The organism is Acidobacteriota bacterium (genome assembly GCA_016716435.1).
In the GTDB taxonomy this organism is placed as follows: Bacteria; Acidobacteriota; Blastocatellia; order Pyrinomonadales; family Pyrinomonadaceae; genus OLB17.
The window spans coordinates 154,706-178,107 of sequence record JADJWI010000008.1 but is presented as its reverse complement, the minus strand read 5'-3'; the positions used below and the strand labels follow the sequence as shown (position 1 = coordinate 178,107).

Here is a 23,402-nt window from a genome sequence, read left to right as displayed (position 1 = left end):
CTTACTTACCCATCCGGCCAAGGTCGGTCTCCGCCGCGATATACCCAAAGCTCGCCCATTGGTCGCCGGCGACAATCTTGCGGAAAACCTCAGCCGCTTTCACCTTATCTCCGTTGTAAAAGAAGTAATTCCCGATGCCATAGCCGAGCGATGCCGAACCGAGCGTTTTCGCTTCGCCGCCGATGGTCGCGAGCAGGTCATCGGCTTTCGCCTCGCCCTTGTTGAGTTTGAGGAGTTTCAGATAGTCATCGTTTTCGATCACCTCGACGTTTGTATCGAACCGGCCGAGCACCTTCACGGCATCGTCCAGCTTGCCCATTCGCCGGAGCGTCATGTAGTGCCAATAGATGGTCGCCGCGAGCATATCCGGGTTCTTTGAGACCAACGTGCATTCTTCATATGCCTTCTCTGCCCGTTTGAAGTCGCCCTTCAGATAATACGCAAGCCCGAGGTGATACCAGATGTTCGATTGCAGAGTGCTGGTCGGAATGTTCTTCGCGTTCGGCAACCCATCGGGCTCGATCTCGTCCTGCTTGCCTTTTATCAATTTCGCCGCTTGCTCAAGGTCGCGGATCGCGTCGTCAAAGCAGCGGATCGTGATGAATCGATGCCCGCGATGGCGGTAAATCCGCGCATCGCCGGGAAACTTCTCGATCCCGATGGTCAGCGATTCGATCGCGTCCTTGTATTTTCCAAGGTAACCCTTCCGCCGTGCGTACCAGATCAGGTTGTCGGCCGTCGGTTCCGCAACGTAATTGCGTGCGGCGATCTCAAGGTTGCGTGAATACTCAAGCCGCACGCTCTCGGGCACCTGCTGTTCGGGAACTTTCGCGGTTGGAAGGCAGTCCTGTGCTGCGGCGATAGTGGAGACAACAAGAACGAAGAGAAAGATTATCGGCGGCCTCATAAGGCAGGATTCTGACACGAAACCGACAAAAATAAAAAGTGATCGTCTGAACGCCGGATGCATTCTGCGTAATTCGGTTCTTGGTCTTTGGATTCTGTGGTGATTGACTTTGATCGACCGGGCTACCACAGAATTCACAGATGCAGTCACAGACCTCTGACCTTCGATCGGCCTCTCGAAACGCCCTTACTCCTCGAAACACTCCAGATACTTCACACCCGCTCCGGTATTGAACAAAACGACCGTCTCTCCGCCTTCGATGAAGCCGTTTTCGATGAGTTTTCTGAGAGCGGGCAAGCAGGCCGCCCCCTCCGGAGCGGTGAAAATTCCTGTGAGTGCTCCGATCTCCTTCACGGCAGCCACGAGTTCTTCATCGGTGACAGCAACGGCAGTTCCGTTTGAAGTTCGGATCGCGTCAAGAATGAGAAAATCGCCGATCGCCTTCGGAACTCGAAGCCCCGACGCGACGGTCGCTGCATTTTCAAACTCCGCCGCAAAGCGTTCGCCGGCATGAAAGGCCCGGACGATCGGAGCGCATGTCGCCGATTGGACCGAGACCATCTTCGGCCGCTTCGAGCTGATCCAGCCCATCTGCTCCATTTCGTCAAACGCCGTCCACATTCCGATCAGCCCCGTACCGCCGCCGGTCGGATAAAGGATCACGTCGGGAAGTTCCCAGTTGAGCTGTTCGGCAAGCTCATAGCCCATCGTCTTTTTGCCCTCAACGCGATACGGCTCTTTCAGCGTCGAAACATCGAACCAGCCCTCGGCGTCCTTCCGCTCGGCCACGATCTTGCCGCAATCGGTTATCAGACCGTCAACCAGAGTTACATTCGCTCCCGTTTGCTCGCATTCGATGACGTTCGCCCGCGGCGTATCGGCGGGCATAAAAATGAAAGCCTCCATTCCGGCCCGTGCCGCATATGCAGCCATCGCACCCGCCGCATTCCCTGCCGAAGGAACCGCGACCTTGCGAACGCCGAGCTCCTTTGCCATTGAAATAGCAGCCGTCATTCCGCGTGCCTTAAAGCTTTGCGTCGGATTCTGGCCTTCGTCTTTAATGTAGAGGGTGAGTGGTTTCGCGAGCTTTTCCGCGACCGTCGAAGCGTTCAAAAGCGGCGTCCAGCCCTCGCCGAAAGAGACGATATTCTCCCAGCTATCGACCGGCAGGACCTCGCGATATCGCCAGAGCGAAGCCTCGCGTTCTTTCAGCGTTTGCGGATAAAGCGTTTGGCCGGCAGCCCTCAGGTCATAGCGGACAAGAAGCGGCTTGCCGCACTCGGTGCAAAGGTTCTGGAGTTTCCGTGCCTCATGGCGAAGCCCGCAGAGGGCACATTCAAGGTGAGTGACGTTCATAAGGGTTAATTCTATGTTCGACGCATCGCTTCGGCCGGGTCCAATCGCGAGGCCTTCAGCGCCGGATAAAATCCTGCTGCCAATCCTACCATCACTGAAGCCCCAAAACCGCCGGCGATCGCCCAAAAAGGCACCGCGGCCGGAAAACTAATGATTGTCCGAACAGCGAACGCAAGAAAGAGACCCACCGCGATCCCGATGATACCGCCCAACCCGGTCAACGTCATCGCCTCGATCAAAAACTGCGACAGTATCTCGCCTCGTGTCGCCCCAAGGGCGCGCCGTATCCCGATCTCCGCTGTCCGCTCCTTAACGGAAACCAGCATTATGTTCATAACGCCGACACCGCCGACGAAAAGGCTTGCAAGAGCGATCGGCACAACGACCACGCCGAGCCCGTTGATAACATCATCAACGAGCTCAAAAACCTGCTCAGAGCGATTCACGCCAAAGTTGTTCGGGTCTGACGACTTCAATCCGCGCCGCTGCCGCAGAAGAAATGTGACCTCGTCCGTGACCTCGTCTACCCTTCCATTCGGCGCCCGAACCGCGATCAGTGTCTCCTCGATCTCCGGATAGAATTTTTCCGAGGTCTCGAACGGAATGTATATTGTCCGCTCGTCGAGTTCGTCGCTGCCGATAACGCCTTCACCCGTCGATTGCCCGAGAACGCCGATAACACGAAACAGTTTTCCGTCGATCTTAATATCCTCCCCGACCGGTTCGAGGTCCTCGAATATCTGCTTTGCGATCCCAAAGCCGATGACCGCGACCGATGCCCTCGCACGCCGCTCGGTCTCGGTGAAAAAGCGGCCCTTCTCGATGGGAACGTTGATCACTGAGGGATAGTTTTCCCAAACGCCGAGGATCAGCGGATTGATGCCCTCGCGCGAACGGGCTGTGACCTTCGGGATATCCGCAGACGGCCCGTAGCTTCCGCGGACCTTTTGCGGAGACACCGCCTGCGGCGAACTGAGCTGCGAAACGGCGATCGCATCCGCAAGTGTGAAGTCCTTTCGCTGACGTTCTTCCGCCGTGGGCTGTTGAAGCGAAGGGCCGATCCGCGCCTGTTTGGTGAAATAGATCACATTCGGCGCGCTTTTCTCCGAGGCTTCCTGAACGCGCTGTGACAACCCTGTAAGCACTGCGCCGACGAGAGCCACGACCGCCGTTCCGACGATAACGCCGGTTAGCGTAAGGCCGGAACGCAGCTTGTTGCTCCGGATCGAATCGATCACGGTTTGCCAGGTATCGGTTATGCGCTGCCAGTTCACCTTAATTGTCCTGTCCGTTTGCTCGGATCATCACTCCGAGCGAAGTGCCTCGATCGGGTCAAGGGCGGCCGCCTGTCTTGCCGGAACCACGCCAAAAATAATGCCGACCGTACACGACACCGCGATCGCCGCGGCGACCGCCCAGACCGGAAGCGTCAGCGGCAGCTGAGTTGCCCACGCCAAAAGCCAAATGATCCCGGCCGCCGCCAAAATGCCCCAAAGTCCGCCGATGACCGTTAGGGTCGTCGTTTCGATCAGAAATTGAATCAGGATATCCCTTCGCCTCGCCCCGACCGCCATTCGAACGCCGATCTCGCGCGTACGCTCGGTCACGGAGGCCAGCATCATGTTCATGACGACGATTCCGCCGACAAAAAGGGCTATCGCCGTTAGGGGAAAGACGATCGCTCCAACGAGACCCGTCAACGAAGCCGAAAACGCCTGGATGCTCTTTGCCGTAACGACGCTGAATTCATCCTCTTTGTCCGTGCCGATGGTCTTACGCCGGATGCGCATCGCAACGCGCACCTGTTCCTCGACGTCGCCGAGCGACATTTTCTCCGTATCTTTTGCCTTGGCGAGGATCGCCAGTGACCGCGAACGCGAACCAAAGACCCGCGTGAAGGTCCCAAGCGGTATCTGAACGAAACCATCCTGCGAAGACCCGAACAACGAACCGCGGGACTCAGCTACCCCGACAACCGTGTAGCGGTCCTGTCCGATACGTATTTCGTTGCCGAGAGCACCGGTCGTCGGGAAAAGCTCGTCAACCAGGTCCTGGCCAATAACGCATACATTGCGCCTGAATTCGTCATCGGTCGCGGTCAACCCTCTTCCGTATGCGATCTTAAGATTTGTGAGGTCTGTGATGTTTGGCGTAACGCCCTGAACAGAAACGCCGACGAGCGTCTTGCCAAGTCGGCGAACCGGGAGAGAGGCATCCCCCTGGGCACCCAATTCGATCTCGCCGCCCAGCCTTTCGGCAAGGTATTCGAGGTCCTCAGTAAGTAGATCGGGACGTTTTGCCCGCGCCTCAGCGAATGCCTGGCCGTCGGACCCGAAGTCTTGAAAAGATGCTTTTTCGATCCGCAGAACGTCGGGAGCGAAAGCCGCTACAGAATCGACAATAAAAGCCTGCGCTCCCTGCAGAAGCGCAGCGACTATTACCACGACAGCTACGCCCACGGTAACCCCAAAGATCGTCAGCACCGACCGCGTCCGATTTGCACGCACCGAGTCCCACGCCAAAGCGAACGACTCGCGCAACAAATTAAAGCTCGCGGAAACAGACATCAGCGATCGGAAAAAGGGCAACGAAAATGTACACGCAGGTTACTACTTCAGAATAAACTCGCGGAAGAGATTAAGTGCAACATTGAACCCAAGTGCGACCGTGCCGTTTCGCATGCCGTCCTTCCAACTGTAGCGCTCAGGAAACCATGTTTCCGAGGCGATGACATCAGCGGTGTAAACACCGATCAGCCGCGGTGCTCCGATCGTCCGCTTTCCATTCGGCTTACGGGCGGTGACAACGGAAATGAACGAATTTGATATACGGGAACCGACGTCGCGCTTCTCGCTTCGGTAAAAGTAGCTGTCAACCTTAAAGGCCTCGTCAAGACCGTAAATTATCGTTGTGCGAATCGCATTTCTGCCGACGTTTGACGCAAACCGACGGCCATAGCCCTCCCACGATTTGCCCCATTCTTCCGGCTCGTTCGTTGCGGTCGCAAACCCCGCACCGATCCCGGTTCCAAGCAAAGCATACGGACCGATGGTCAAATTCAAATATCGCCGGAAACGCTTTTTCGCGTCCGGGCGGGTGTAGCCGCTCGCTGTCTGCGGCAGCATCGCCGTCTTTTCCCGGTCAACGGGAATCTCAGCCGGAATCTCTATTGCCGTCTTTGCAGGAACTTCTGGTTCCGAGGCGGTCGCAAGGCCCGAACCGGCTATTGCGGAACCGAGCGAATTGCCGATCGTAGGTTGTGCCGCGACAGTTGCGGCAGCGAAAATTAAGAACGAAAGCGATAAAAATAATTTCATAGGTTAACCCAATGCTCGTTAAATAGTTATTTGGTCAAAAGCGGCTTGAGCTCCGCGTATATATTCTCCATCATCAGCAGCGTTCCCTCTGCATTCGGGTGAATTCCGTCGGCCTGGTTCAATTCTTTCTTCATCGCGACGCCTTCAAGCAGGAACGGCAGGAACGCGACATTGTATTCATCCGCGAGGTCCGGAAACGCATTCCGGTAGTTCGTTTCGTAATCCGAACCCATCGAGGGCGGAGCAAGCATACCGCAAAGAAGTATCTTCATATTCTTTGCTTTCGCCTTCTCGATTATCCCCGCGAGGTTGCTTTTCAGCCGATCGACCGGCATTCCCCTGAGCAGGTCATTCGCCCCGAGTTCGAGTATCAGGATCTCCGAGTTCGGCTGGCTGAGCACCCAATCGGCACGCTCAATTCCGCCGAGGCTCGTGTCGCCCGAAACTCCGGCGTTTATAACCTCGTAGTCGTACCCCTCGGCCCTGAGCTTCTGCTGGAGCAGATATGGGTACGACTCATTCTCTGCCAGGCCGAATCCGGCCGTAAGGCTGTCGCCGAGGGCGATGATCTTCTTTCTCGCCGTAGCCGTCTCAGGGAGAACTAAAGGCCGGTCGAGCTCGTATTCACCGTTACCAAACGATGCGGGCCGCGAGCAGGCCGTCGCGGCAAGCGCCGCCGCGATGAAACCTAAAATGAACGCCTTGCGAAAGTATAAATGCATACGACAAATAGAGTTTTACGGTCTGCAACCGATATTAGATTCATTTATAATCAAAACCTTTGGACAAGATTTTAGCAAATTGCCCCGACGCACGGAGCAACCTACTTTCCGCGATTCCTCTTTATGATAAGCATTTCGAACCTAACTAAGACAGTTCGCTCGGGAACAGAAGACCTGACAATTCTTTCTGACGTCTCGCTCGACATCCCGGATGGCCAGTTCGTCGCCCTTACCGGGGCTTCCGGCAGCGGAAAATCGACCTTGCTCGGACTGCTGGCAGGCCTTGATTCCCCGTCCTCGGGCTCGATCTCGATCGACGGGGACGAGATCACAACGATGAGCGAAGATGGGCTCGCATCTTTACGTAGCAATAAGATCGGTTTTATCTTTCAGTCTTTTCACCTGATCCCGAGTCTAACTGCTTACGAGAACGTGCTTATCCCGATGGAGATCGCCGGAGCCCGCGACGCCCACGACCGGGCAAAGGAATTGCTCGATGAGGTCGGGCTCGCGAACCGCGGGCACCACTACCCGACCGAACTCTCCGGCGGCGAACAGCAGCGGGTCGCCATCGCCCGTGCCTTCGCAAATCGCCCAAAAATACTGCTCGCCGACGAGCCGACCGGAAACCTCGATTCAAAGAACGGCCAGCATATTTTCGAGCTCATGACAGCCCTCCATCAGGGGAGCCGCGTGACTTTGGTTCTCGTTACCCATGACCAGGAACTCGCATCAAGGGCTGAACGGCAAGTCATCCTGAAAGACGGCGAAGTAGTCGCGGACCAGAGCGGACAATGAAATTCATTCTTAACCTCACCGCCCGCGAGATCCGTTCGTCCTGGCGGCGGCTCGTTTTCTTTTTTCTTTGTATTGCCCTCGGTGTCGGTTCGGTGGTCGCACTGCGGTCGCTGATACAGAACCTGACCGCGGCGGTCGGGACCGATGCACGAGCTCTTCTTACAGCCGACCTCGTGATCGGCTCCAACAACGATTTCTCTCCGACCGACCTCGAGAAAATACAGGCCGTCGTCGATGGCTCGCGGATCGCCGATGGCCGCAACGAAACGATAACGACCTCCTCGATGGCCCGGCCCGCCGACGCCGCCAATGAACGCGTCCGCCTGGTCGAACTAAAGGGCGTCGAGCCTCCGTTTCCTCTCGTCGGCGAGTTCATTTTGGATGGCGGCGGAGCCTTCGAGCACCGTCTGCTGGAGAATAACGGCGCGGTCGTCGCTCGTATTCTACTTGAAGAACTCGGGGTCAAGATCGGCGACAAACTTAAGATCGCTGAAGGCGAGTTCGAGATCCGCGGCAGCTTTGACAAAGAACCCGGCGGGTCAAGCGGCTTTCGGCTCGGGGCTAGGGTCTTCGTTGAAAAAAGAGCTTTTGACGATGCCGGCATAACGCAAAACTCAAGCCGCGTCCGGCGAAGCATTCTTTACCGGACGACCGAGAACCCGACCGAACTCGTTCGCCGCCTCCGCGAGGAACTTCGCGGGAGCACCATTACCGTCCAGTCTTACCGCGAAACACAGGAGCGGCTCGGCGAGCAGTTCGCCCGCACGGAGAATTATCTTGCCCTGACCGGCTTGCTGATACTTGTCCTCGGCGGTGTCGGCGTTTGGAACGTCTCGCGGGCGTTCGTCGAGCAAAAGCGCAAAACGGTCGCCGTGCTCAAGTGTCTCGGAGCAAGCGGCGGCAAGATACTCTCCGTCTATCTTTTGCAGATCCTAACTCTCGGGCTCATCGGCAGCCTCTTCGGCATTCTTCTCGCTCAGCTCGGAATGCAAGGCGTTCGCTCAGGATTGTCCGAGCAACTCCCTGAGAATATGAGCTACGCCGTGACGGCCTCGACCGCGCTCCAAGGAGCCGTCCTCGGCGTACTTGTCTCGCTGCTCTTTTCAGGACTCCCGCTGATGCAGATCCGAAACATCAAGCCAAGGCTTCTGCTCCGCGACGAGAATAACTCGAATATCCGCCGTCTCGATCTGGCCAAATGGGCGATCGGGGCGCTGATCCTTGCGTCGCTGCTCGGGCTCGCGGTCTGGCAGGCCGGTTCGTTCCAGGTCGGTGCATTCTTTCTCGGCGGCCTTGCAGCAACGTCCGCCGTTCTTTATCTTGCGGCCATTTTGCTCACCAAGCTCGTCCGGGCGCTTCGGCCCTCGCGGTCGTTCTCGCTTCGGCAGGCGATCAATTCGCTCCACCGCCCCGGCAACCAGACGCGCATCATTTTGCTTGCCGTCGGCCTCGGCGCCTTTGTCGTTTTCACGGTCCAGTCGCTCCAGAGCAATCTCATCCGCGAATTTGATTTCAGCCGCAACCAACAACTCCCGACGCTCTTTTTCATCGACATTCAACAGAGCCAGATCGACGGCCTTGTCGAGATGATAAAAAAGCGCGTCGGCGAGCAGCCCGAAACCACTCCGACCGTTCGTGCACGTATCGCATACGTCAACGGAAAGCCGATCGATTACAGCCAGACCGAGACCCGCCAGATGCAGGGCCAGATCGGCCGGGAATTTGCCGTCACCTATCGGCCGAACCTTGATCTCAATGAAAAGGTTGTCGCCGGCGAATGGTGGCGGACCGAGGCAGCCGATGTGCCCGAAGTATCCGTCCAGGACCGCATGGCGAACACGCTCAAGGTCGTTCCGGGCGACTCAATGACCTTCGACATCTCCGGCCGGCTTGTAACGGTTCGCGTTGCGAACATTCGCCAGCTGGACCTGCGAAATACTCGAACGGCATTCGTCTTCGTATTCAAGCCCGGAGCGCTCGAGGACGCTCCGCAAAGCTACGCCGCCACTATCCTGAGCCGGATGGGAACGACCGACCGGCAGCGGCTTCAGCGTGATGTGGTCACCGCCTATCCGAACGTTCAGGTCTTCGACGTCGCGGACATCGTTGCCACCGTCACAGACCTGGTCGAGAACTTCGTCCTCGCCATCTCCTTCGTCGGCGGGTTCGTGATCCTGAGCGGGATTCTGATCCTCATCGGGTCGGTCGCCTTGACGAAATCTGCCCGCATCTATGAGAACGCCGTCCTCAAAACACTCGGTGCCGAGCGGCGTTCGCTAGGAGCCATTCTGATGCTCGAATACGGCCTGCTCGGCCTACTTGCGGGCGTAATCGGGTCGGTCTTCGCCGTTGCTCTTTCGTTTGCCGTCAGCTATTTTCTGCTTGATATTGAGTGGCAATTTGATGCGGTTCGCACCTTGGTTGGCATTGCAATAACGGCCCTGATCGTGATGCTGGTCGGGACGGCCGCGAGCTTTGACGTGATCTTTAAGAAGCCGCTCTCGATCCTTCGTTCTCAGTAAGATCAGATCGAAGCTTCGAACGGATGGTCGGCAAGCACGGCCCGCATACTGACCTGGCGGAAAAGGGTTTCGAGATAAGCTGAGAATCGATGCAGCAGCGGGACGAGCTCTTTGCCATCGATCGAGGCGGTAATTTCTTCACAAAAACGCTCAAAAGCCTCGCGGTCCTTGTAGTAAAGATACTCGATCGGCTCCTTCAAAAAGGCCGAAAGGATCGCCTGCAGGGTCTCAACATTCTCCGGCGTCGGCTTCTCCTCAGCACTGCGGACGGCCGCCACCACCTGATGCAGATGATTTCGGAGCATGAGCGACTCGGCGAGCTTGTGCTGAAATTCGGGAAAGACATCGCCGACCGCAACCTCCGGCCGCACGAGGCGGACAAAGCCGGTGAGGATCTCTTGAAAACCATCGTTGAGCAGGGCGTAGGCCGTTTCGACCCGGGCGTAAACCACAAGCGCAGAACGGAGCGTAACGATGCCAGCGAGCTCTTGATTGTAAGCCTTCTTTAGCTCAAGCGAGGCCATGTACGACGCTCCGTCAAGCATGCCGTAAAGATCCGCTTCTTCATCTTTCCACCGCGTCAGCGTGTCCCCGATCCGCCGATTCATCGTCCGCACCTGTTCGTGGATCCCGCAGAAGATCGCCATCGTCGGCTTAAGCGGATCATCTTTCTTCAGCATCCGCGAGATGGCTCCGAGGCTCAGAAGTATCCGGCCCAAACGGCTCGTAACCCAAATGATGGTCGAACGGTCCTCGACCGAAAAGGCAGGGTCTGCGGATAGCGAACGCAGTTGTTCGGGGAGCTTTTGAAGGCCCGCTTCGGCCGCCGCGTCTTCGAGCAATTCGACCGCGGCGAGCCCGTTTAGCTTTTCTCTCAGGAGCTTTCGCCAGCTTCGCCATTCATAGTAGCTGAGGCTATCGCCTTTTAAGAGCGCGGTGTTGAGAACAGAGTGGTCTTGAATGAAAGCCGAGAGTTCTGCGAAGGCCTTTCGCTCGATCCTGACGCCATAGAAGTCTTTCTGCTCAGTGTTCGCGATCTCAGCGAGCAGCCCGGAGAGCCGGACGAAGACCTCCATTGTGATGTGAAATTCGCCCCGCCGGTCGCGTGTGACGGCAACCGGTTTCTCTGAATCGCCGAGCACGCGGTCGTAGCTCGAAAGAAAGCTCAAAAGCCCTTGGACCCATATCCAAAGCTCGACAACGGCATCCTCAACCGGCCGCGGTTCGGGCAGGTAAGCGGAAACAAGTGCATCGCCCGTATATACGGTCTCAGCAAAAGGAGTTGTCGGTTCCTCTTTGGTCGTCTGCAATAGAATCTCCTAGGGCTTGGGAGCGGGCTAAATCAGGAAGGAAGGTTCGCCCTTTTCTTTTATACATCGTCTTAGGGTACGCTTGCAACGAAAATCGTTAGATTGCGATGCTTCGGCGGCGTCCGTGACCGTATTTTTTATGCCCCAAATCGACCAGTTAATGATCGCAACCCGAAACCCCGGAAAGGTCCGCGAAATTGCCGTGATGCTTTCGCGGAATGGAATTACTGCGACAACTCTCGCAGATTTCCCATCGCTTCCGGACGTAGAAGAGACCGGACAGACGTTCCTCGAGAATGCGATAATTAAGGCCGCGGCCTATTCTTCCGCCGCAGGCTGCTATGCTCTCGCTGATGATTCGGGTCTTGAGGTGGCTGCTCTTGACGGGCGGCCCGGGGTTCTTTCAGCCAGATACGCGGGTGAATCGGCCAGCTACGAAACCAAGATCCAGACCCTGCTTCGCGAGGTCGAAGACGCGGCCGCTCCGGACCGCTCGGCACGGTTTGTCTGTGCGATGGCCTTCGCGGATCCGTCGGGAAATATCATCTGGAGTGCTGAGGGCGTCTGCGATGGCAAACTAACGCGGTCGCCCCGCGGTGCGAATGGTTTCGGTTACGATCCCATCTTTATGCCGTTCGGTTTTGGCCAAACTTTCGGCGAACTCGAAGATGAAATTAAGTCAGCTATCAGCCATCGAGCGAAGGCCACCGAGGCATTTATGCGATTTTTCCCCGATTTTATCGGGGTTTGACTTGACCGCACCAATTTCCGCCTGTAAAATCCGCTACTTGAACTCGCTTTGCGGCGGATCAGAGACGGGGCGTAGCACAGCCTGGTAGTGCGCACGGTTTGGGACCGTGAGGCCGCAAGTTCGAATCTTGCCGCCCCGACCACTACGTTGCTCGGCTTTTGAGTACTTGCCCGCCATCAGAAGTTCGACCGCTGGCAACGTGAATTTGCAGAAAATCTGAATTTCTAATATTGACACCTTGGAGGTTACGTAAAAACTATGGCTCGAATGACACAGACGGAGATCATCAACAACTTGGCGGAATCGTCAGGCCTCAAAAAGACTGACGTGAAGGGCTTTTTCGATACTCTTGCAGCTCTTGCTGCTTCGGAGGTCAAGACTAACGGCGAATTTACCGTTCCCGGATTTGGCAAACTCGTCAAGGCGACCCGCAAGGCTCGCGAAGGCCGCAACCCCGCGACCGGCGAAACCATTAAGATCCCGGCGAAGACCACCGTCAAGTTCCGTCTCGGCAAAGCGATGAAGGATGCCGTAAGCTAAGCAACTGCTTAAGTTAGATAGAAGGCCGCCGGATCGCTTCGGCGGCCTTTTCTATGAAAAAAAGTCGCCTTGACCGAAAAAAAAGTAGTGACATATCGGTAACTTTCTGTTAATATTCTTTTACAGTGGTGATTAACGAAGGGTTCCTTTCCCGTTCAACTTGTTTTCTTGGTTGTAATGAACCCGTAGCCTTAAAGGGATTTCTAGTTTTCCCTCGGGGCTTTTGTTTTTCGCTCACGGCGCTTCGTAGTAATGAAAGTTCTAAAATTTCAATGGAAAGGAGAATTGGAAGTGGCAGCAGCTAAACCCATGACTCTGCAAGAAAGGATCTTGCAGATCGATCATATACAGGCTCGCCGTTTCGCTAAATTGCAAGGTGAAACGGTCGATATCGCCTCAGAAGGTATCATTAGGCACCTTCGGGCATGTGCGAAAATGGATGTTAATCCGGACGCATCGGCGGTTCGAGAAATAATTGACGACGCCCTCAATGGCAGGCGCGTTTTTGCGGAAACGTCGAATGACCTTCTTGCCGCATAGTTTTATTTAAGTAGTACTAGTCTAGCAATACATATTTTGGCCGCTCGATCTTCGGGCGGCTTTTTTATTGCCCGGCCCGCAGTTCGGCCTTGTAGATCGTGTATCCGGAAACGCGTTCGAGCTCGGTAAGGTCGTACCACCGCGTCACGTTTGCAAGATCGTTACCGTCGTCATCGGCGATCACGATGTACGAGAGCTTTGGCTCCGCTGCCCGCACGGCATCGAACTGCTCGATATACTCACGATAGAGCCTGACCTCTTCGGCGATCTCGCCCTCGGTGATCGGCTTATATTCCGAGTTGAGCCGATCGGTGTGCCGGCCCCATCCAAAAAAAGCAATTATCGAGACAAAATCGCGGCGAAGCAGGTCGTCCAGCCCATCCGCATCGACGTTACTGTAATTCAAATACTGGTAATATCGCTCCTTGCTTTCCTGCCACGAGAGCCCGGCAAAAACATGCTGATGCCGTGCCCAGAGCACATTCTGCGGTGCGACTGTCGGCAGGTCGTCAGCTAGAATGCCGTCAAATGCGAGGACCGTTTCGAGGTGTTTATTCGGCGAGGCTGCTGAAAGCTCCTCGAGCTTTTTCGCGACCGCGAGGCCTCTGTCGCGATGCTCATTTGCCCAATCGAGCACACGGACGGTGTAATGGCACTCGACGAACCCCCAGGCTATCGCTGCAACCGCAACACCTGCCCAAACGCCCTTCATCCGCCCGGATTCGCCACCCGCGGAACGCCGGATAAAGAGGCCGATCGCCGCTAGCAATGCCAGAACGGCGACATAATTGCCGATAAAGACCTGGTAGTGGATCGGCTGCAGCGCCCTGCCCGTCACCATCTGCTGGTTAAAAACGATGAATGGGACAAGAGCGAGTGCGAAAACAAAAAGAACGTCGCGGTCGCCCAATCGGAAGCGGCCCAACGCCATTCCGGCGATCAGGATCAGCAAGACACCAAAAGCTATGTATTCCGGAAAGCGAAACAGATCAGGAAGCCGCGTATAGACAAGCAACTGGACGTGGTCCATCGTCTGGGTCCGCTGCGAAAGCAGATAAGCGTAGGGCGCAAGCACCGCCGCACAGCCGCCCGCAAGCACAAGAGCATACCGAACCTGCGACCGCCAACCCTCGGGCCGTTCCATCAACCAAGCAGCAGCCATCGCAGCAAGAAACGCCGCGGCAGTCGTCCAGACGTAGAAATAACTGAAGACCGTGTACCCGAACGTCAGCACTGCAAGCCCGGTCAGGATCATGCCGCGATGCTTGCCCAATCTCGAGCTCTCGCGTTCGTCGCTTTCAGTTCCCTCGACGAAAACTTTCCAAAGCAGCGCAAGCATCGCAAAGAAAGCCGGAAAGGCCATCGCCGGAATGTATCGCCTAAAACCCGGGAAATACGGATACGAAAACCCGTCGAAAAGGACCTCAAGAATTGCTCCCTCGCCCGCCGCAAGCGACCCGAAACAAAAGGTCGCGAGTGCCCCGGCCATCGCAAACCAAGAGTTCCCCGTCATTCTTCCCAATAACCAAAACACTGCTAAAGCGGAAAGAAAACCCGCCACCGCTCCGGAAAGTATCATCGCCCACGGCGCACCAAAGCCGAAGATCCGTGCCAGGATCGCAAGAGTGTAAGGCGCGGCAAATTGAATAGAAAAAAGCGATTCGGGTTGCGGTGTTTCGGGGCTATGGTCGCGGCCCGTATAGGGATCGTTCTTCCGCGGCCGCCCGTCGATCAACGCCCTTACGTAAGCCGCATAGGCGACCTCATCGATATCATTGTATGCATAATGGCCGTTCCAATCGGCCCCACGCTCGTACCACATCTTCGCCTGCGGATACAGGCAAAAAAGGGCCAGGAAGATAGCGGCAACGATGCCAAAACGCCAGCGCAGTTTCATATCGGTTCGTGAGGACAAAGTAACCGTTATTTTCTATATTCAGCGGGAAGTTGTCGAACGCGGGAAATACGAAAAGCAAGGTTCAAGCGGCCGCTGCCGAAGCCTCGAGCCGGTCGAAATATTTGGTCATCGTGAGCCGAGTTCCGTCGTCAACGTCTTCCAGCTTGACCTCATCCATCAGCACCTTGATCAACTGCAATCCCCAGCCCCGTCGCCCTTCCCCGGGCTCTCGTGCGGGCATCGGCTTATCCGCCAAACGGAGTCCGCGGTTTGAGACCGTAATAGTGATTCGGTCTGGAGCTACGACAAACTTCTGATGTATCCGCCGGTCCGGGCTCAGGCTATGTTCGGCGGCATTGATGCAAGCCTCGATCAGCGCCGTCTTTATCTGATTAATATGCGCCGCCGGTATGTCGTGCCGGCGAGCAATGTCTTCGAGTGTGTGTGCCGCGACGATCTCCGAATCCTCATCGATCGGGATGACGATCTCGTAGCTATCGGCGGCCGGCGTGTCGGTTTCCCCTTCGCTTCCCTCAAGCACAATGCGAAGCAGATCCGCCTGCATTCGGCTCGAGGCATAACAGCCTCGCTCGTTCAAGACCGTAAGGGCGTCGTCGTTAAATCCTTCGGGAGCAATCAGCCAAAGTCGATACCGCTCGAAACCGCAATTGATAGCCGCTGCCTCAAGCCGATCGCACCAGAACTCGGCCTTGCCTCGTTCAGCTTCAAATTTAGAATCGATCTCCGCAGCTATCCAGGCGATGGGCTCCGTGCCTCCTTCATCTGCTTGAAAGCCGACGGCGACCGCTGCCCGCTCGGATTCTGAGATGGTACCAATTGCCTTATAAAACGCCTCGGCCTGTGCTGAGAAAACGATCTTCGGGAGCGAGATGAGCTTTTCGTCATCCCGAAGCAGGCCCAGTAGTTCATCCCGCGGAATGCCCTTGTAATTCTGCTTGAACCGGCCGTAATCGAACAACGCCGCCGGCACCTCACGCCCACCGAACTCGGCCATCAGCCCGCGGACGCCAACCGCCGCCGACCGCCGATAAACGCTTGCCATCTCCCTCGGTGCATTCGTCAGAAACCCGGCCAGCGTCTCGGCATAGACGAGAGCTCTGGTCTCATTCCGCACTTCAAGCCGATAGCTAATGGTGAGGAAATCGCGAAACGTCTTATTGTCCGCGGCGGCCTCGATACGGCCCGCGGTGAAACGGATAACTTCCACGGTGTTAAGAGCCTCTGCTGCGGCGACGGCCGCTTCGTCAGACATACCGAGCCGCGAGCGGAAAACGTCGAGCGGCACGAACGTGTTCTCACGAGCCGCTTCGTGCAGCAAACGGATCGCTTCCCTTTCCACGCCAGCACCCGGAAAAACCCTCTCCAGCACCTTGGAATAGATCTCGCGAACCGCACCGCCGAACACGGAATCGACATATGCCGACCCGACGCCACTAAAGTCCTCAAGCGAGACGCTATCGCACCGCGTTGAATCGAGAATCCCGTGAATAGCCGAGAGATCGCCGCTCGTCTGCACAGCCAAAAGATCTGCCGGAGCCTCGCCGATCGAGACGCCACGCTCTGCCGCGGCCGTTGCGATCAGCGTCCTCAAATTTTCATCCGTGATCTCCGGCAAGACCTCGCGTGGGACATCGGGAATCGCAAAGCCGCTCCTTCGCTGCGCGGCAAAGAGGAATGGAAATCTCTCGGCTCGGGCAAGCACCTCAAACGCTCTCGCGATGCTCGCATTTCGCACTTCTCGGTCGATCTCTTCAGCGTTGTCGATCATCACAAACGATACGATGCCCGCCGCGGCCGCCGCAAGCGGTATGCTGAAACATCGCCGGATGAAAGTCTCTTTCTCGTGTCCTAAAGGCTCCGCAGACAACAGCCGCACCGAGGCTGCAAAAAACGAGGCGTCGCCCGCATTCGCGATCGCGCTGATCTCGCCTGCCAGAGGGGGAAGGCTGACAAGCCCCGCGTCCTGCCGCCGGAAGGCAAGGACCTGAACCAAGTATTCACTTAAAAAGCTTCGAGCGATATCGATCGGTTGACCCTCGCGAGGAAACGAAAAATAGACAGGAGCAGCGCCTTGGGCGGAGTGAAACTGTCGGTCGAAAAATTGCTGGAGCAGTTCCGTCGCTCCCGATCGCGGCTTGTGCAGCACGATCGAACCGCGAAAACGCTCACCGCAGGCCTTCTCGGAAAGGTCTGTAAGCGCAGCTTCGCGGCCGATGAAACTCGCCGGCCGCCTGCTCGCCAGTATTCTGCTCTTTTGGTGTTCGGTCATCTAATGAACATTCTCTCTGAACGTTCGGCCCAGGTCTGCGTAGTTTCTGACGCGATTTTTCCCGAGTTCTTTCGCATCGTAAAGGGCCATGTCCGCAGCCGTGATCCAATCCCGCGGCTCTGTAAATTCGGGCGTAAATTCTGCAAATCCAACGCTAATGGTTACCTGCCGTCGTGGGAATTCGGTTCTCTCTACACGCTGCCGAAGCCGCTCGGCTATCGAGGCCGCTTCGTCGGCATCTGTCTGCGGAAGCAGGATGGCGAATTCCTCGCCGCCATAGCGTGCAGCAACGTCCGCCGCCCGCAGAGTATCCTTCATCGCCTTTGAGACCAACACAAGGGCCACATCGCCCGCCGGATGGCCAAAGGTGTCGTTGTATGACTTGAAGTTATCGACGTCGATCATCAAAAGGCTCATCTGCGTCCGGTAGCGGTTCGCCCGGCTCATTTCCTCTATCAGCCTTTCTTCGATATAGCCGCGGTTCATCAATCCCGTCAGCGAATCGGTGATCGACCGCTTCTCAAGCTCAACTGTACGTGCCTCGAGTTGCCGCCGGTCGATGGCGACTGCTAACTGCGGAGCTAGGGCCTGCAAGATCTCAAGATCATCGGCCGTAAAAGCTCCGCCATCGGCCCGATCGGCAACGTTGAGCACAGCCAGTTGCTTTTCGCCCATCGCGATCGGAAACGAGATGAAAGAGTCCGTGCGGTAATTCCAAGAATCGGGTGAACTTGCGATGCCCAGGTCGGCGAGATCACCTGCGACGATCGGCTTGCCCGATTCAAGGGCCGTCCGCGAGATACGGCCGCCGACGTTCCTTTCAGCAGAAAGGTCCACACTCGTGCCGATCATTGAACGAGCCCGAAGCTCGCCGCCCAAATTGGTCGGCGTCAGTATCGAGACCCGCTCGGCTCCTAGCACCTCCGCGGCACTCTCGGCCACCGACTGCCAGAAATCGTTCGAATCCGCGTGCCGCAGTCCCTCGTTAAATCGGCGAAGGCCGGCTGCAACCGCTTCGCTTCGCATCACCTCATCCCTAAGCCGGAGGATCTCCATCTGCGGAGCCGCCGCCCGAGCCAGCCGAGCGATGATCGCCGGCAGCTTGTCTGTCATTTCTTTGCCGCTGGCGATGCGAATTCCAAGTGCGGCCCGAACATCGCTGCCGACCAAAACCGGAAAAACACGCAGACCGCGTTCGCCCGCGTCGGTCCGCTTTTCTTTTAGGTCGATCGCTTCTCCGGCAAGAGCTCGCTCGGCAAGCTGATCTTGCGGAAGATCGAGCCGGACGCGTATCGTCTTGCCCCTGAATTCCCCGGTCGCGGCAACGCTCGTGTATCCTTCGCCATTCCGCTCAAGCCAGACGAGAGAGCTCAGGCCGAATCGCGAACCGACAAACTCGACCACCGAGATCGCCGCCTCCCTGTAGCGGAGTTCCATCATCCGCCCGAGCAGCGAACGGAACTCGGATACAGCCGCAGCCTCCGCCGTTATCGAGCCCCTTCGCTCCGGCGGCATCACCTCTGAGGTGTCGAGCGTGCGTCGATTGAATTCCTCGATGAGCTTGGTAATAGAGTTCGCGTCCGGCGGTTCAACCGCTTCGACAGGTACCGGAACTTCAGGAATTGCCACCGCACGTTCTGCAACGGGTGCCGTGACTGGTTCAAGCTCGAGCACCGGCGCTTCAACCTTCGGGACAAAGCGCTCAAGTTCGGCCGCTGCCTTTTCGATCGGCTCATCGGAGCCGCTGATAAGCACATTTGCGAAGAGTTCCGCCGGTGGCAGCGTTCGCCAATCGCCGCCGAGTGCCCGCTCGGTCCCCTCGCGATATTTTCCGACCGACGTGAACGTCCTTCCCACTATCGCGACAAAAGGCCGCCCGCGGTCATCGACCCGCATCGCCCGGCACCGAAGCCCGGCGTGGCAGGTATAATCTATCGGCTCGCCGGCCGCCTCAGCTCGCGCATAAGCCGTTCCGCAGTCGGCTGCACAACGGTGGCCAAAAGCGGCCGAGCCGTATAGTGTTTGGCAGATCGAATTATTGTTTGAAGCGGCCGTGACCTCGCCGCTTTTATTCAAAACGGCAATAGCCACGCCGTTTTCATCGGCAAGGCGCTCTAGGAACTTAAACTTTGGGGGTCGCTTATCGCTCATTCAGCCAATTTCGGCCGCAATTTCGGTCAATTTGCCCGAAAATCATTGTCCGGGCACGGTTTATGGGCACTAGGTTCGATGCAAGATAGTCTCAATCGGCATCGAGTTTCACTAAATTTCTTTACCGCCCCCGGACGAAACCCCAATTATCGCACAGATGAAGTTTTTCGCGGAAACGAGAGTTCGGTCGGCCTGAGATGCGGCGCAGTTGTGCATAGCATCCATACACTAGCGTCCCCTATCGAGTCACTTTTTTCTCTTATTTGGCTTACAAAATGGCGGTTTTACTGGAAATTGGCTCTGGCACGCTGGTTGTAACTACTATAAGCGACAGCAAGAAAATGGTCATTCAATTTTGAATGACGTTTAATTACCCATGGAGGGAATAAGTAATCATGATGAATAATTTTGGAAACAATACTGCGGCACAGCCGATGACGGACGCTGGTCAACCACGGGCCATTAGCAATGATGATGTGATCTCACATCTCAATGGCCTTATCGAAACATGTCGAGACGGGCAGGAGGGATTCAAGCAGGCCGCCGAAGGCGTTGACCGCGATGACCTCAAGAAGCTGTTTTATGAGTTTTCTCAGGAGCGTGCGAGCTTCGTCGGCGAACTTCAGGAAGTCGTCCGCGGACTCGGCGGAGACCCGGAGAATACAGGCTCTTTGACCGGAGCAATGCACCGCGGCTGGATCAACATTAAGTCTGCCGTAACCGGCAAGGACGAGGCAGCGATCCTAAACGAAGCCGAACGCGGCGAAGATGTCGCTCTTGGACAGTATCGCTCGGCTCTCGAGCAGCCACTTCCTGAGACGATCCGTCAGACGGTCCAGAACCAGCACACAAAGGTTCAGGCAGCACACGACCGCGTCAAAGCACTTCGCGACGTAGCGAACGCCAAGAGTGCCACAACCTAAAACTCCCCGCCCCGTAAAGGCGGAGCAGCAATAGAAACAAAAAGGCCGGCCGGAATCACCTTCCGGCCGGCCTTTTCATTTGAAACTTCGAAACTTTCGCTTGCTTCTAAACGCCGATCGCGCCGAGTCCGGCCTCGGCGTTTGCCTTGATGTCAGGATGCTCGTTGTTGATGCGGATACATGCCGCACGGTGAGCGGGCTTGATCTCGACGAGCTGCGGTACGACCTGTTTACACTCGGCGATGGCATACGGGCAGCGGGTGTGAAAATGGCAGCCCGAGGGCGGGTTTATCGGCGAGGGCACGTCGCCCTGCAGAATTATTCGTTCCCGTTTCGCCTCGACCTCCGGGTCGGGGACGGGCACGGCCGAGATCAGCGCTTGCGTATAGGGCATCAGCGGGCTGGAATAAATGTCTTTGCCCGGAGCCAGCTCGACGATCTTACCGAGATACATAACGGCAACGCGATCCGAAAGATGCCGCACGGCCCTGAGGTCGTGTGAGATGAAAAGATAGGTTAGCCCCTTGTCCGCCTGGAGCTTCTCCATCAGATTCATTATCTGAGCCTGGATCGAAACATCGAGAGCAGAGATCGGTTCATCGGCGACAATGAACTCCGGCGCCACGGCAAGTGCTCGGGCGATGCCGATCCGCTGCCGCTGACCGCCGGAAAACTCATGCGGATATCGCTTGATAAAACGCCGGCTTAGACCCACCGTTTCCATCAGGTCGCCGACCAGCGTGTCCACCTTCGCCCCATCTGCGAGTCCGAAGGTCTTGATCGGTTCGCCGATGATCTGGCCCACGTTCATACGCGGATTGAGCGAGGCGTATGGGTCCTGAAAGATCATCTGCAGATGCTTTCGCTGCTCCCGCATCTCGCCCGCCGGAAGGTCGGCGAGATTTTTGCCATTATAGAAGACCTTTCCGCCGGTCGGCTCGGTCAGCCGGAGTATCGCCTTGCCGAGTGTCGATTTGCCGCAGCCCGATTCGCCGACCAGCCCGAGCGTTTCGCCTTTCTTGATCTCGAACGTAACGCCATCGACTGCTTTTACGACCTTTGCATCGCTAAAGAGCCCGCCGCCGAGCTTATAGTGGACCCGGAGGTCATCGAGCTGAATAAAATTGTTGTTTTCTTCTGTCACAATATTTACGATTTAAGCGGATCCGGCTAACCCCAAGCTTTCAGACCAATTCCCTTTCCGCCTGAGATTCCGCATAGACCTGATCGGCGAAATGGCAGAGCGAGTGGTGATCCTCATTGATCTTCACGAATGGCGGAAACTCGCGGCGGCAAATATCGGCCGCACGGTCGCACCGTTCGGCAAAAGGACATCCCGGCGGCAAGTGGGCAACGTCGGGCGGCAAGCCCGGTATCTGATAAAGCTCCTTGCCCTGCTCATGGGCAGGGTCGGGGACGCTCCGGAGCAGGCCTTTCGTATACGGATTCGCGGGTGTTGCAAAAAGCTCGCGGGTCGGTGCCTGTTCAAACACCTTGCCGGCATACATCACGATGATCTTGTCCGTCATCCCGGCGACGACGCCGAGGTCGTGCGTGATCAAAATTACGCTCGTACCCATCCGCGCCTTGAGGTCCTTGATCAGCTCAAGTATCTGCGCCTGAATGGTTACGTCGAGAGCCGTCGTCGGCTCATCGGCGATAAGCAATTCGGGGTCGCAAGCGAGTGCCATCGCGATCATCACCCGCTGCCGCATGCCGCCCGAAAGTTCATGCGGGTAGCCGTCCATCCGTGAACGCGGGTCGGGAATCCCGACCATCTCCATCATCTTTACGCCGTGTTCGTAGGCCTGCTCTTTTGTATGCCCGAGGTGCAGCCGCGTCACCTCGGTCAACTGCGTCGAGACCTTAAGGAACGGGTTGAGCGACGTCATCGGGTCCTGAAAGATCATCGCCATCCGCTTGCCGCGGATCTTGCGAACCTCATCTATCGAGAGCGAGCGGACGTCGATGCCGTCAAAGATTATGTCGCCGCCGACGATCTTTCCGGGCGGTTCCGGGATCAGCCGCATCACCGAAAGGTTCGTCACGGATTTGCCCGAGCCCGATTCGCCGACTATCCCAAGCGTCTCGCCCTTCTTGAGCTCAAATGTAATACCGTCAACCGCCTTCACCACACCATCTTCGGTTTGAAAATAAGTGCGAAGGTCATTGACGGAGAGAATTGTACCGTTGTTCGTCATTCAATTACTATTGCCACAGAGCACACCGAGCGTTTGAGAAGTGGTCAATGCTTTCTCGGTGCCCTCGGTGGCGAAATACCCTAAAACTTCCGCGTCTGCGGGTCGAGTGCATCTCGCAGCCCATCGCCGAGGAAGTTAAGCGAAAAGAGCGTCAGCGCCATTGTCACGCCCGGGAAGATCATCTGCCACGGGAATATCTGGATGTTCTTGATGCCATCGGCCGCAAGGCTTCCCCAGCTCGCGTATGGGGCCTGCACGCCGAGCCCGAGGAATGAAAGGAACGCCTCGGTCAGCATCACGCTCGGAACCGTCAGCGTTGCATAGACGATCACCGGCCCGAGTGCATTCGGCACCAGATGCCTGAAAATGATCGCCGGGGTCGAAACGCCCGTCGCCTTAGCGGCGAGCACGAATTCCTGATTCTTAAGCGAGAGTATCTGCCCGCGGACGACCCGCGCCATTGTCAGCCATGAAACGAGCCCGAGGGCTAGAAAGAGGAGGAAGATCTGACTTAGGCCTTGATTTCCGGCGCCGCCGAAAAACGATGACATCGCATCAATGAAGTCCGGCGTGTTCGGCCCGCCAAACACCGAAAGAAGCACGATGACGATGAGGATATATGGAATTGCGTAAATGATATCAACAAAACGCATCATCAGGTTATCGACCCGGCCGCCGACGTAGCCTGCGACCGCTCCCCACGAGACCCCGACGAGAAGCGAAACGAGGGTCGAGATGATGCCGACCATCAGCGAGATCCGGCCGCCCTGAAGCACACGGGCGAGAAGGTCGCGGCCCTTATCGTCGGTGCCCATCGGGTGCTGAATCGAGGGCGGAAAGCTCTGCACTCGTGCACCGCCATCGATGTCCGAAGGGATGTAATCGGGCGTGAAGCCGGTCGTCAGCTGGATGATCGGCGGGCCGATGATAACGGCCGTCACCATCAACCCGAGGACGATCATGCCAAATACGGCGAGCTTGTTTTTCAAAAGCCGCTTCCACGCATCTTTCCAGAGCGAGGCACCGGCAACCAGTTCGCCCGACGATCGCTCGAGCACGCCGGATTCGTCCAAGCGCAGCTTTGGTTCGCCGCTGGAAAGATCAACCATTGACGTCGCCCCGCAGAAGGTACAAACCACAAGCCGCTGCGACGTAGAACCGACGCTGAGCGGTGCCG

Annotated in this window: 19 protein-coding genes and 1 tRNA gene; 7 read left to right on the top strand and 13 right to left on the bottom strand. The window is 56.8% G+C overall.

Annotated features, from left to right (window positions below):
- Window position 1: 1 nt before the first annotated feature.
- From IPM21_12850 to IPM21_12825, 6 genes are all read right to left on the bottom strand, one after another.
- On the bottom strand, window positions 2-907 hold the full coding sequence (locus IPM21_12850; protein ID MBK9164769.1) for a tetratricopeptide repeat protein: 906 nt from the start codon (window positions 905-907) through the stop codon (window positions 2-4).
- 186 nt (window positions 908-1,093) lie between these two features.
- Window positions 1,094-2,263: a threonine synthase gene (locus tag IPM21_12845; GenBank protein MBK9164768.1), complete on the bottom strand. Its 1,170-nt coding sequence runs from the start codon at window positions 2,261-2,263 to the stop codon at window positions 1,094-1,096.
- A gap of 11 nt (window positions 2,264-2,274) precedes the next feature.
- Window positions 2,275-3,537 (bottom strand): ABC transporter permease, encoded by a 1,263-nt coding sequence (locus IPM21_12840; GenBank protein MBK9164767.1) that lies wholly within the window; start codon window positions 3,535-3,537, stop codon window positions 2,275-2,277.
- 30 nt (window positions 3,538-3,567) lie between these two features.
- A complete protein-coding gene (locus tag IPM21_12835) occupies window positions 3,568-4,830 on the bottom strand; it encodes an ABC transporter permease (GenBank protein ID MBK9164766.1) in 1,263 nt (420 codons plus the stop codon).
- Window positions 4,831-4,872: 42 nt separating this feature from the next.
- On the bottom strand, window positions 4,873-5,580 hold the full coding sequence (locus tag IPM21_12830) for a hypothetical protein (GenBank protein MBK9164765.1): 708 nt from the start codon (window positions 5,578-5,580) through the stop codon (window positions 4,873-4,875).
- A 26-nt stretch (window positions 5,581-5,606) separates the two neighbouring features.
- Window positions 5,607-6,302, bottom strand: coding sequence for an arylesterase (locus IPM21_12825; protein ID MBK9164764.1), 696 nt, complete (start codon window positions 6,300-6,302; stop codon window positions 5,607-5,609).
- A gap of 123 nt (window positions 6,303-6,425) precedes the next feature.
- Here IPM21_12825 and IPM21_12820 point away from each other — a divergent pair, with 123 nt between their 5' ends.
- Both IPM21_12820 and IPM21_12815 read left to right on the top strand, forming a co-directional pair.
- A complete protein-coding gene (locus IPM21_12820) occupies window positions 6,426-7,100 on the top strand; it encodes an ABC transporter ATP-binding protein (protein ID MBK9164763.1) in 675 nt (224 codons plus the stop codon).
- Window positions 7,097-9,622, top strand: coding sequence for an FtsX-like permease family protein (locus IPM21_12815; GenBank protein MBK9164762.1), 2,526 nt, complete (start codon window positions 7,097-7,099; stop codon window positions 9,620-9,622). Before IPM21_12820 ends, IPM21_12815 begins: the two co-directional genes overlap by 4 nt.
- A gap of 2 nt (window positions 9,623-9,624) precedes the next feature.
- Here IPM21_12815 and IPM21_12810 read toward each other — a convergent pair whose 3' ends face one another.
- Entirely contained in the window at window positions 9,625-10,932 is a 1,308-nt protein-coding gene (locus IPM21_12810; protein MBK9164761.1) for a hypothetical protein, read from the bottom strand.
- 148 nt (window positions 10,933-11,080) lie between these two features.
- On the opposite strand from IPM21_12810, the gene rdgB reads away from it, so the two are divergent.
- The 4 genes from rdgB to IPM21_12790 all read left to right on the top strand — a co-directional run bounded on the left by rdgB (window position 11,081) and on the right by IPM21_12790 (window position 12,763).
- Window positions 11,081-11,683 (top strand): RdgB/HAM1 family non-canonical purine NTP pyrophosphatase, encoded by a 603-nt coding sequence (gene rdgB / locus IPM21_12805; protein ID MBK9164760.1) that lies wholly within the window; start codon window positions 11,081-11,083, stop codon window positions 11,681-11,683.
- Window positions 11,684-11,748: 65 nt separating this feature from the next.
- Window positions 11,749-11,825 (top strand) — tRNA-Pro (locus IPM21_12800).
- Window positions 11,826-11,941: 116 nt separating this feature from the next.
- Entirely contained in the window at window positions 11,942-12,223 is a 282-nt protein-coding gene (locus tag IPM21_12795) for an HU family DNA-binding protein (protein MBK9164759.1), read from the top strand.
- 252 nt (window positions 12,224-12,475) lie between these two features.
- On the top strand, window positions 12,476-12,763 hold the full coding sequence (locus IPM21_12790; GenBank protein ID MBK9164758.1) for a hypothetical protein: 288 nt from the start codon (window positions 12,476-12,478) through the stop codon (window positions 12,761-12,763).
- A gap of 64 nt (window positions 12,764-12,827) precedes the next feature.
- On the opposite strand, the gene IPM21_12785 is transcribed toward IPM21_12790, so the two are convergent.
- The 3 genes from IPM21_12785 to IPM21_12775 form a co-directional block, all read right to left on the bottom strand.
- Window positions 12,828-14,660, bottom strand: a complete 1,833-nt coding sequence (locus tag IPM21_12785; protein ID MBK9164757.1) for a hypothetical protein — start codon at window positions 14,658-14,660, stop codon at window positions 12,828-12,830.
- Between the two features lie 82 nt (window positions 14,661-14,742).
- Window positions 14,743-16,950: an ATP-binding protein gene (locus tag IPM21_12780; protein MBK9164756.1), complete on the bottom strand. Its 2,208-nt coding sequence runs from the start codon at window positions 16,948-16,950 to the stop codon at window positions 14,743-14,745.
- Window positions 16,951-19,101 carry a diguanylate cyclase gene (locus IPM21_12775; protein ID MBK9164755.1) on the bottom strand — a complete coding sequence of 717 codons (2,151 nt, stop codon included), beginning with the start codon at window positions 19,099-19,101 and terminating at the stop codon, window positions 16,951-16,953. It abuts the gene before it with no gap.
- 434 nt (window positions 19,102-19,535) lie between these two features.
- Here IPM21_12775 and IPM21_12770 point away from each other — a divergent pair, with 434 nt between their 5' ends.
- Window positions 19,536-20,024 carry a PA2169 family four-helix-bundle protein gene (locus IPM21_12770; protein ID MBK9164754.1) on the top strand — a complete coding sequence of 163 codons (489 nt, stop codon included), beginning with the start codon at window positions 19,536-19,538 and terminating at the stop codon, window positions 20,022-20,024.
- Between the two features lie 106 nt (window positions 20,025-20,130).
- On the opposite strand, the gene IPM21_12765 is transcribed toward IPM21_12770, so the two are convergent.
- The 3 genes from IPM21_12765 to IPM21_12755 form a co-directional block, all read right to left on the bottom strand.
- Complete coding sequence (locus tag IPM21_12765) at window positions 20,131-21,168, bottom strand: ATP-binding cassette domain-containing protein (GenBank protein MBK9164753.1); 1,038 nt, start codon at window positions 21,166-21,168, stop codon at window positions 20,131-20,133.
- Window positions 21,169-21,208: 40 nt separating this feature from the next.
- Entirely contained in the window at window positions 21,209-22,225 is a 1,017-nt protein-coding gene (locus IPM21_12760; GenBank protein ID MBK9164752.1) for an ABC transporter ATP-binding protein, read from the bottom strand.
- Between the two features lie 80 nt (window positions 22,226-22,305).
- Window positions 22,306-23,334 carry an ABC transporter permease gene (locus tag IPM21_12755; protein MBK9164751.1) on the bottom strand — a complete coding sequence of 343 codons (1,029 nt, stop codon included), beginning with the start codon at window positions 23,332-23,334 and terminating at the stop codon, window positions 22,306-22,308.
- Between the last annotated feature and the right edge of the window lie 68 nt (window positions 23,335-23,402).

Coding starts and splice junctions, on each gene's coding strand:
- IPM21_12815 (MBK9164762.1), top strand. CDS start 7,097: ATGAAATTCATTCTTAACCTCACCGCCCGCGAGATCCGTTCGTCCTGG.
- IPM21_12835 (MBK9164766.1), bottom strand. CDS start 4,830: ATGTCTGTTTCCGCGAGCTTTAATTTGTTGCGCGAGTCGTTCGCTTTG.
- IPM21_12760 (MBK9164752.1), bottom strand. CDS start 22,225: ATGACGAACAACGGTACAATTCTCTCCGTCAATGACCTTCGCACTTAT.
- IPM21_12780 (MBK9164756.1), bottom strand. CDS start 16,950: ATGACCGAACACCAAAAGAGCAGAATACTGGCGAGCAGGCGGCCGGCG.
- IPM21_12850 (MBK9164769.1), bottom strand. CDS start 907: ATGAGGCCGCCGATAATCTTTCTCTTCGTTCTTGTTGTCTCCACTATC.
- IPM21_12770 (MBK9164754.1), top strand. CDS start 19,536: ATGACGGACGCTGGTCAACCACGGGCCATTAGCAATGATGATGTGATC.
- IPM21_12785 (MBK9164757.1), bottom strand. CDS start 14,660: ATGAAACTGCGCTGGCGTTTTGGCATCGTTGCCGCTATCTTCCTGGCC.
- IPM21_12790 (MBK9164758.1), top strand. CDS start 12,476: ATGAAAGTTCTAAAATTTCAATGGAAAGGAGAATTGGAAGTGGCAGCA.
- IPM21_12795 (MBK9164759.1), top strand. CDS start 11,942: ATGGCTCGAATGACACAGACGGAGATCATCAACAACTTGGCGGAATCG.
- IPM21_12845 (MBK9164768.1), bottom strand. CDS start 2,263: ATGAACGTCACTCACCTTGAATGTGCCCTCTGCGGGCTTCGCCATGAG.
- IPM21_12820 (MBK9164763.1), top strand. CDS start 6,426: ATGATAAGCATTTCGAACCTAACTAAGACAGTTCGCTCGGGAACAGAA.
- IPM21_12825 (MBK9164764.1), bottom strand. CDS start 6,302: ATGCATTTATACTTTCGCAAGGCGTTCATTTTAGGTTTCATCGCGGCG.
- IPM21_12775 (MBK9164755.1), bottom strand. CDS start 19,101: ATGAGCGATAAGCGACCCCCAAAGTTTAAGTTCCTAGAGCGCCTTGCC.
- IPM21_12830 (MBK9164765.1), bottom strand. CDS start 5,580: ATGAAATTATTTTTATCGCTTTCGTTCTTAATTTTCGCTGCCGCAACT.
- IPM21_12755 (MBK9164751.1), bottom strand. CDS start 23,334: ATGGTTGATCTTTCCAGCGGCGAACCAAAGCTGCGCTTGGACGAATCC.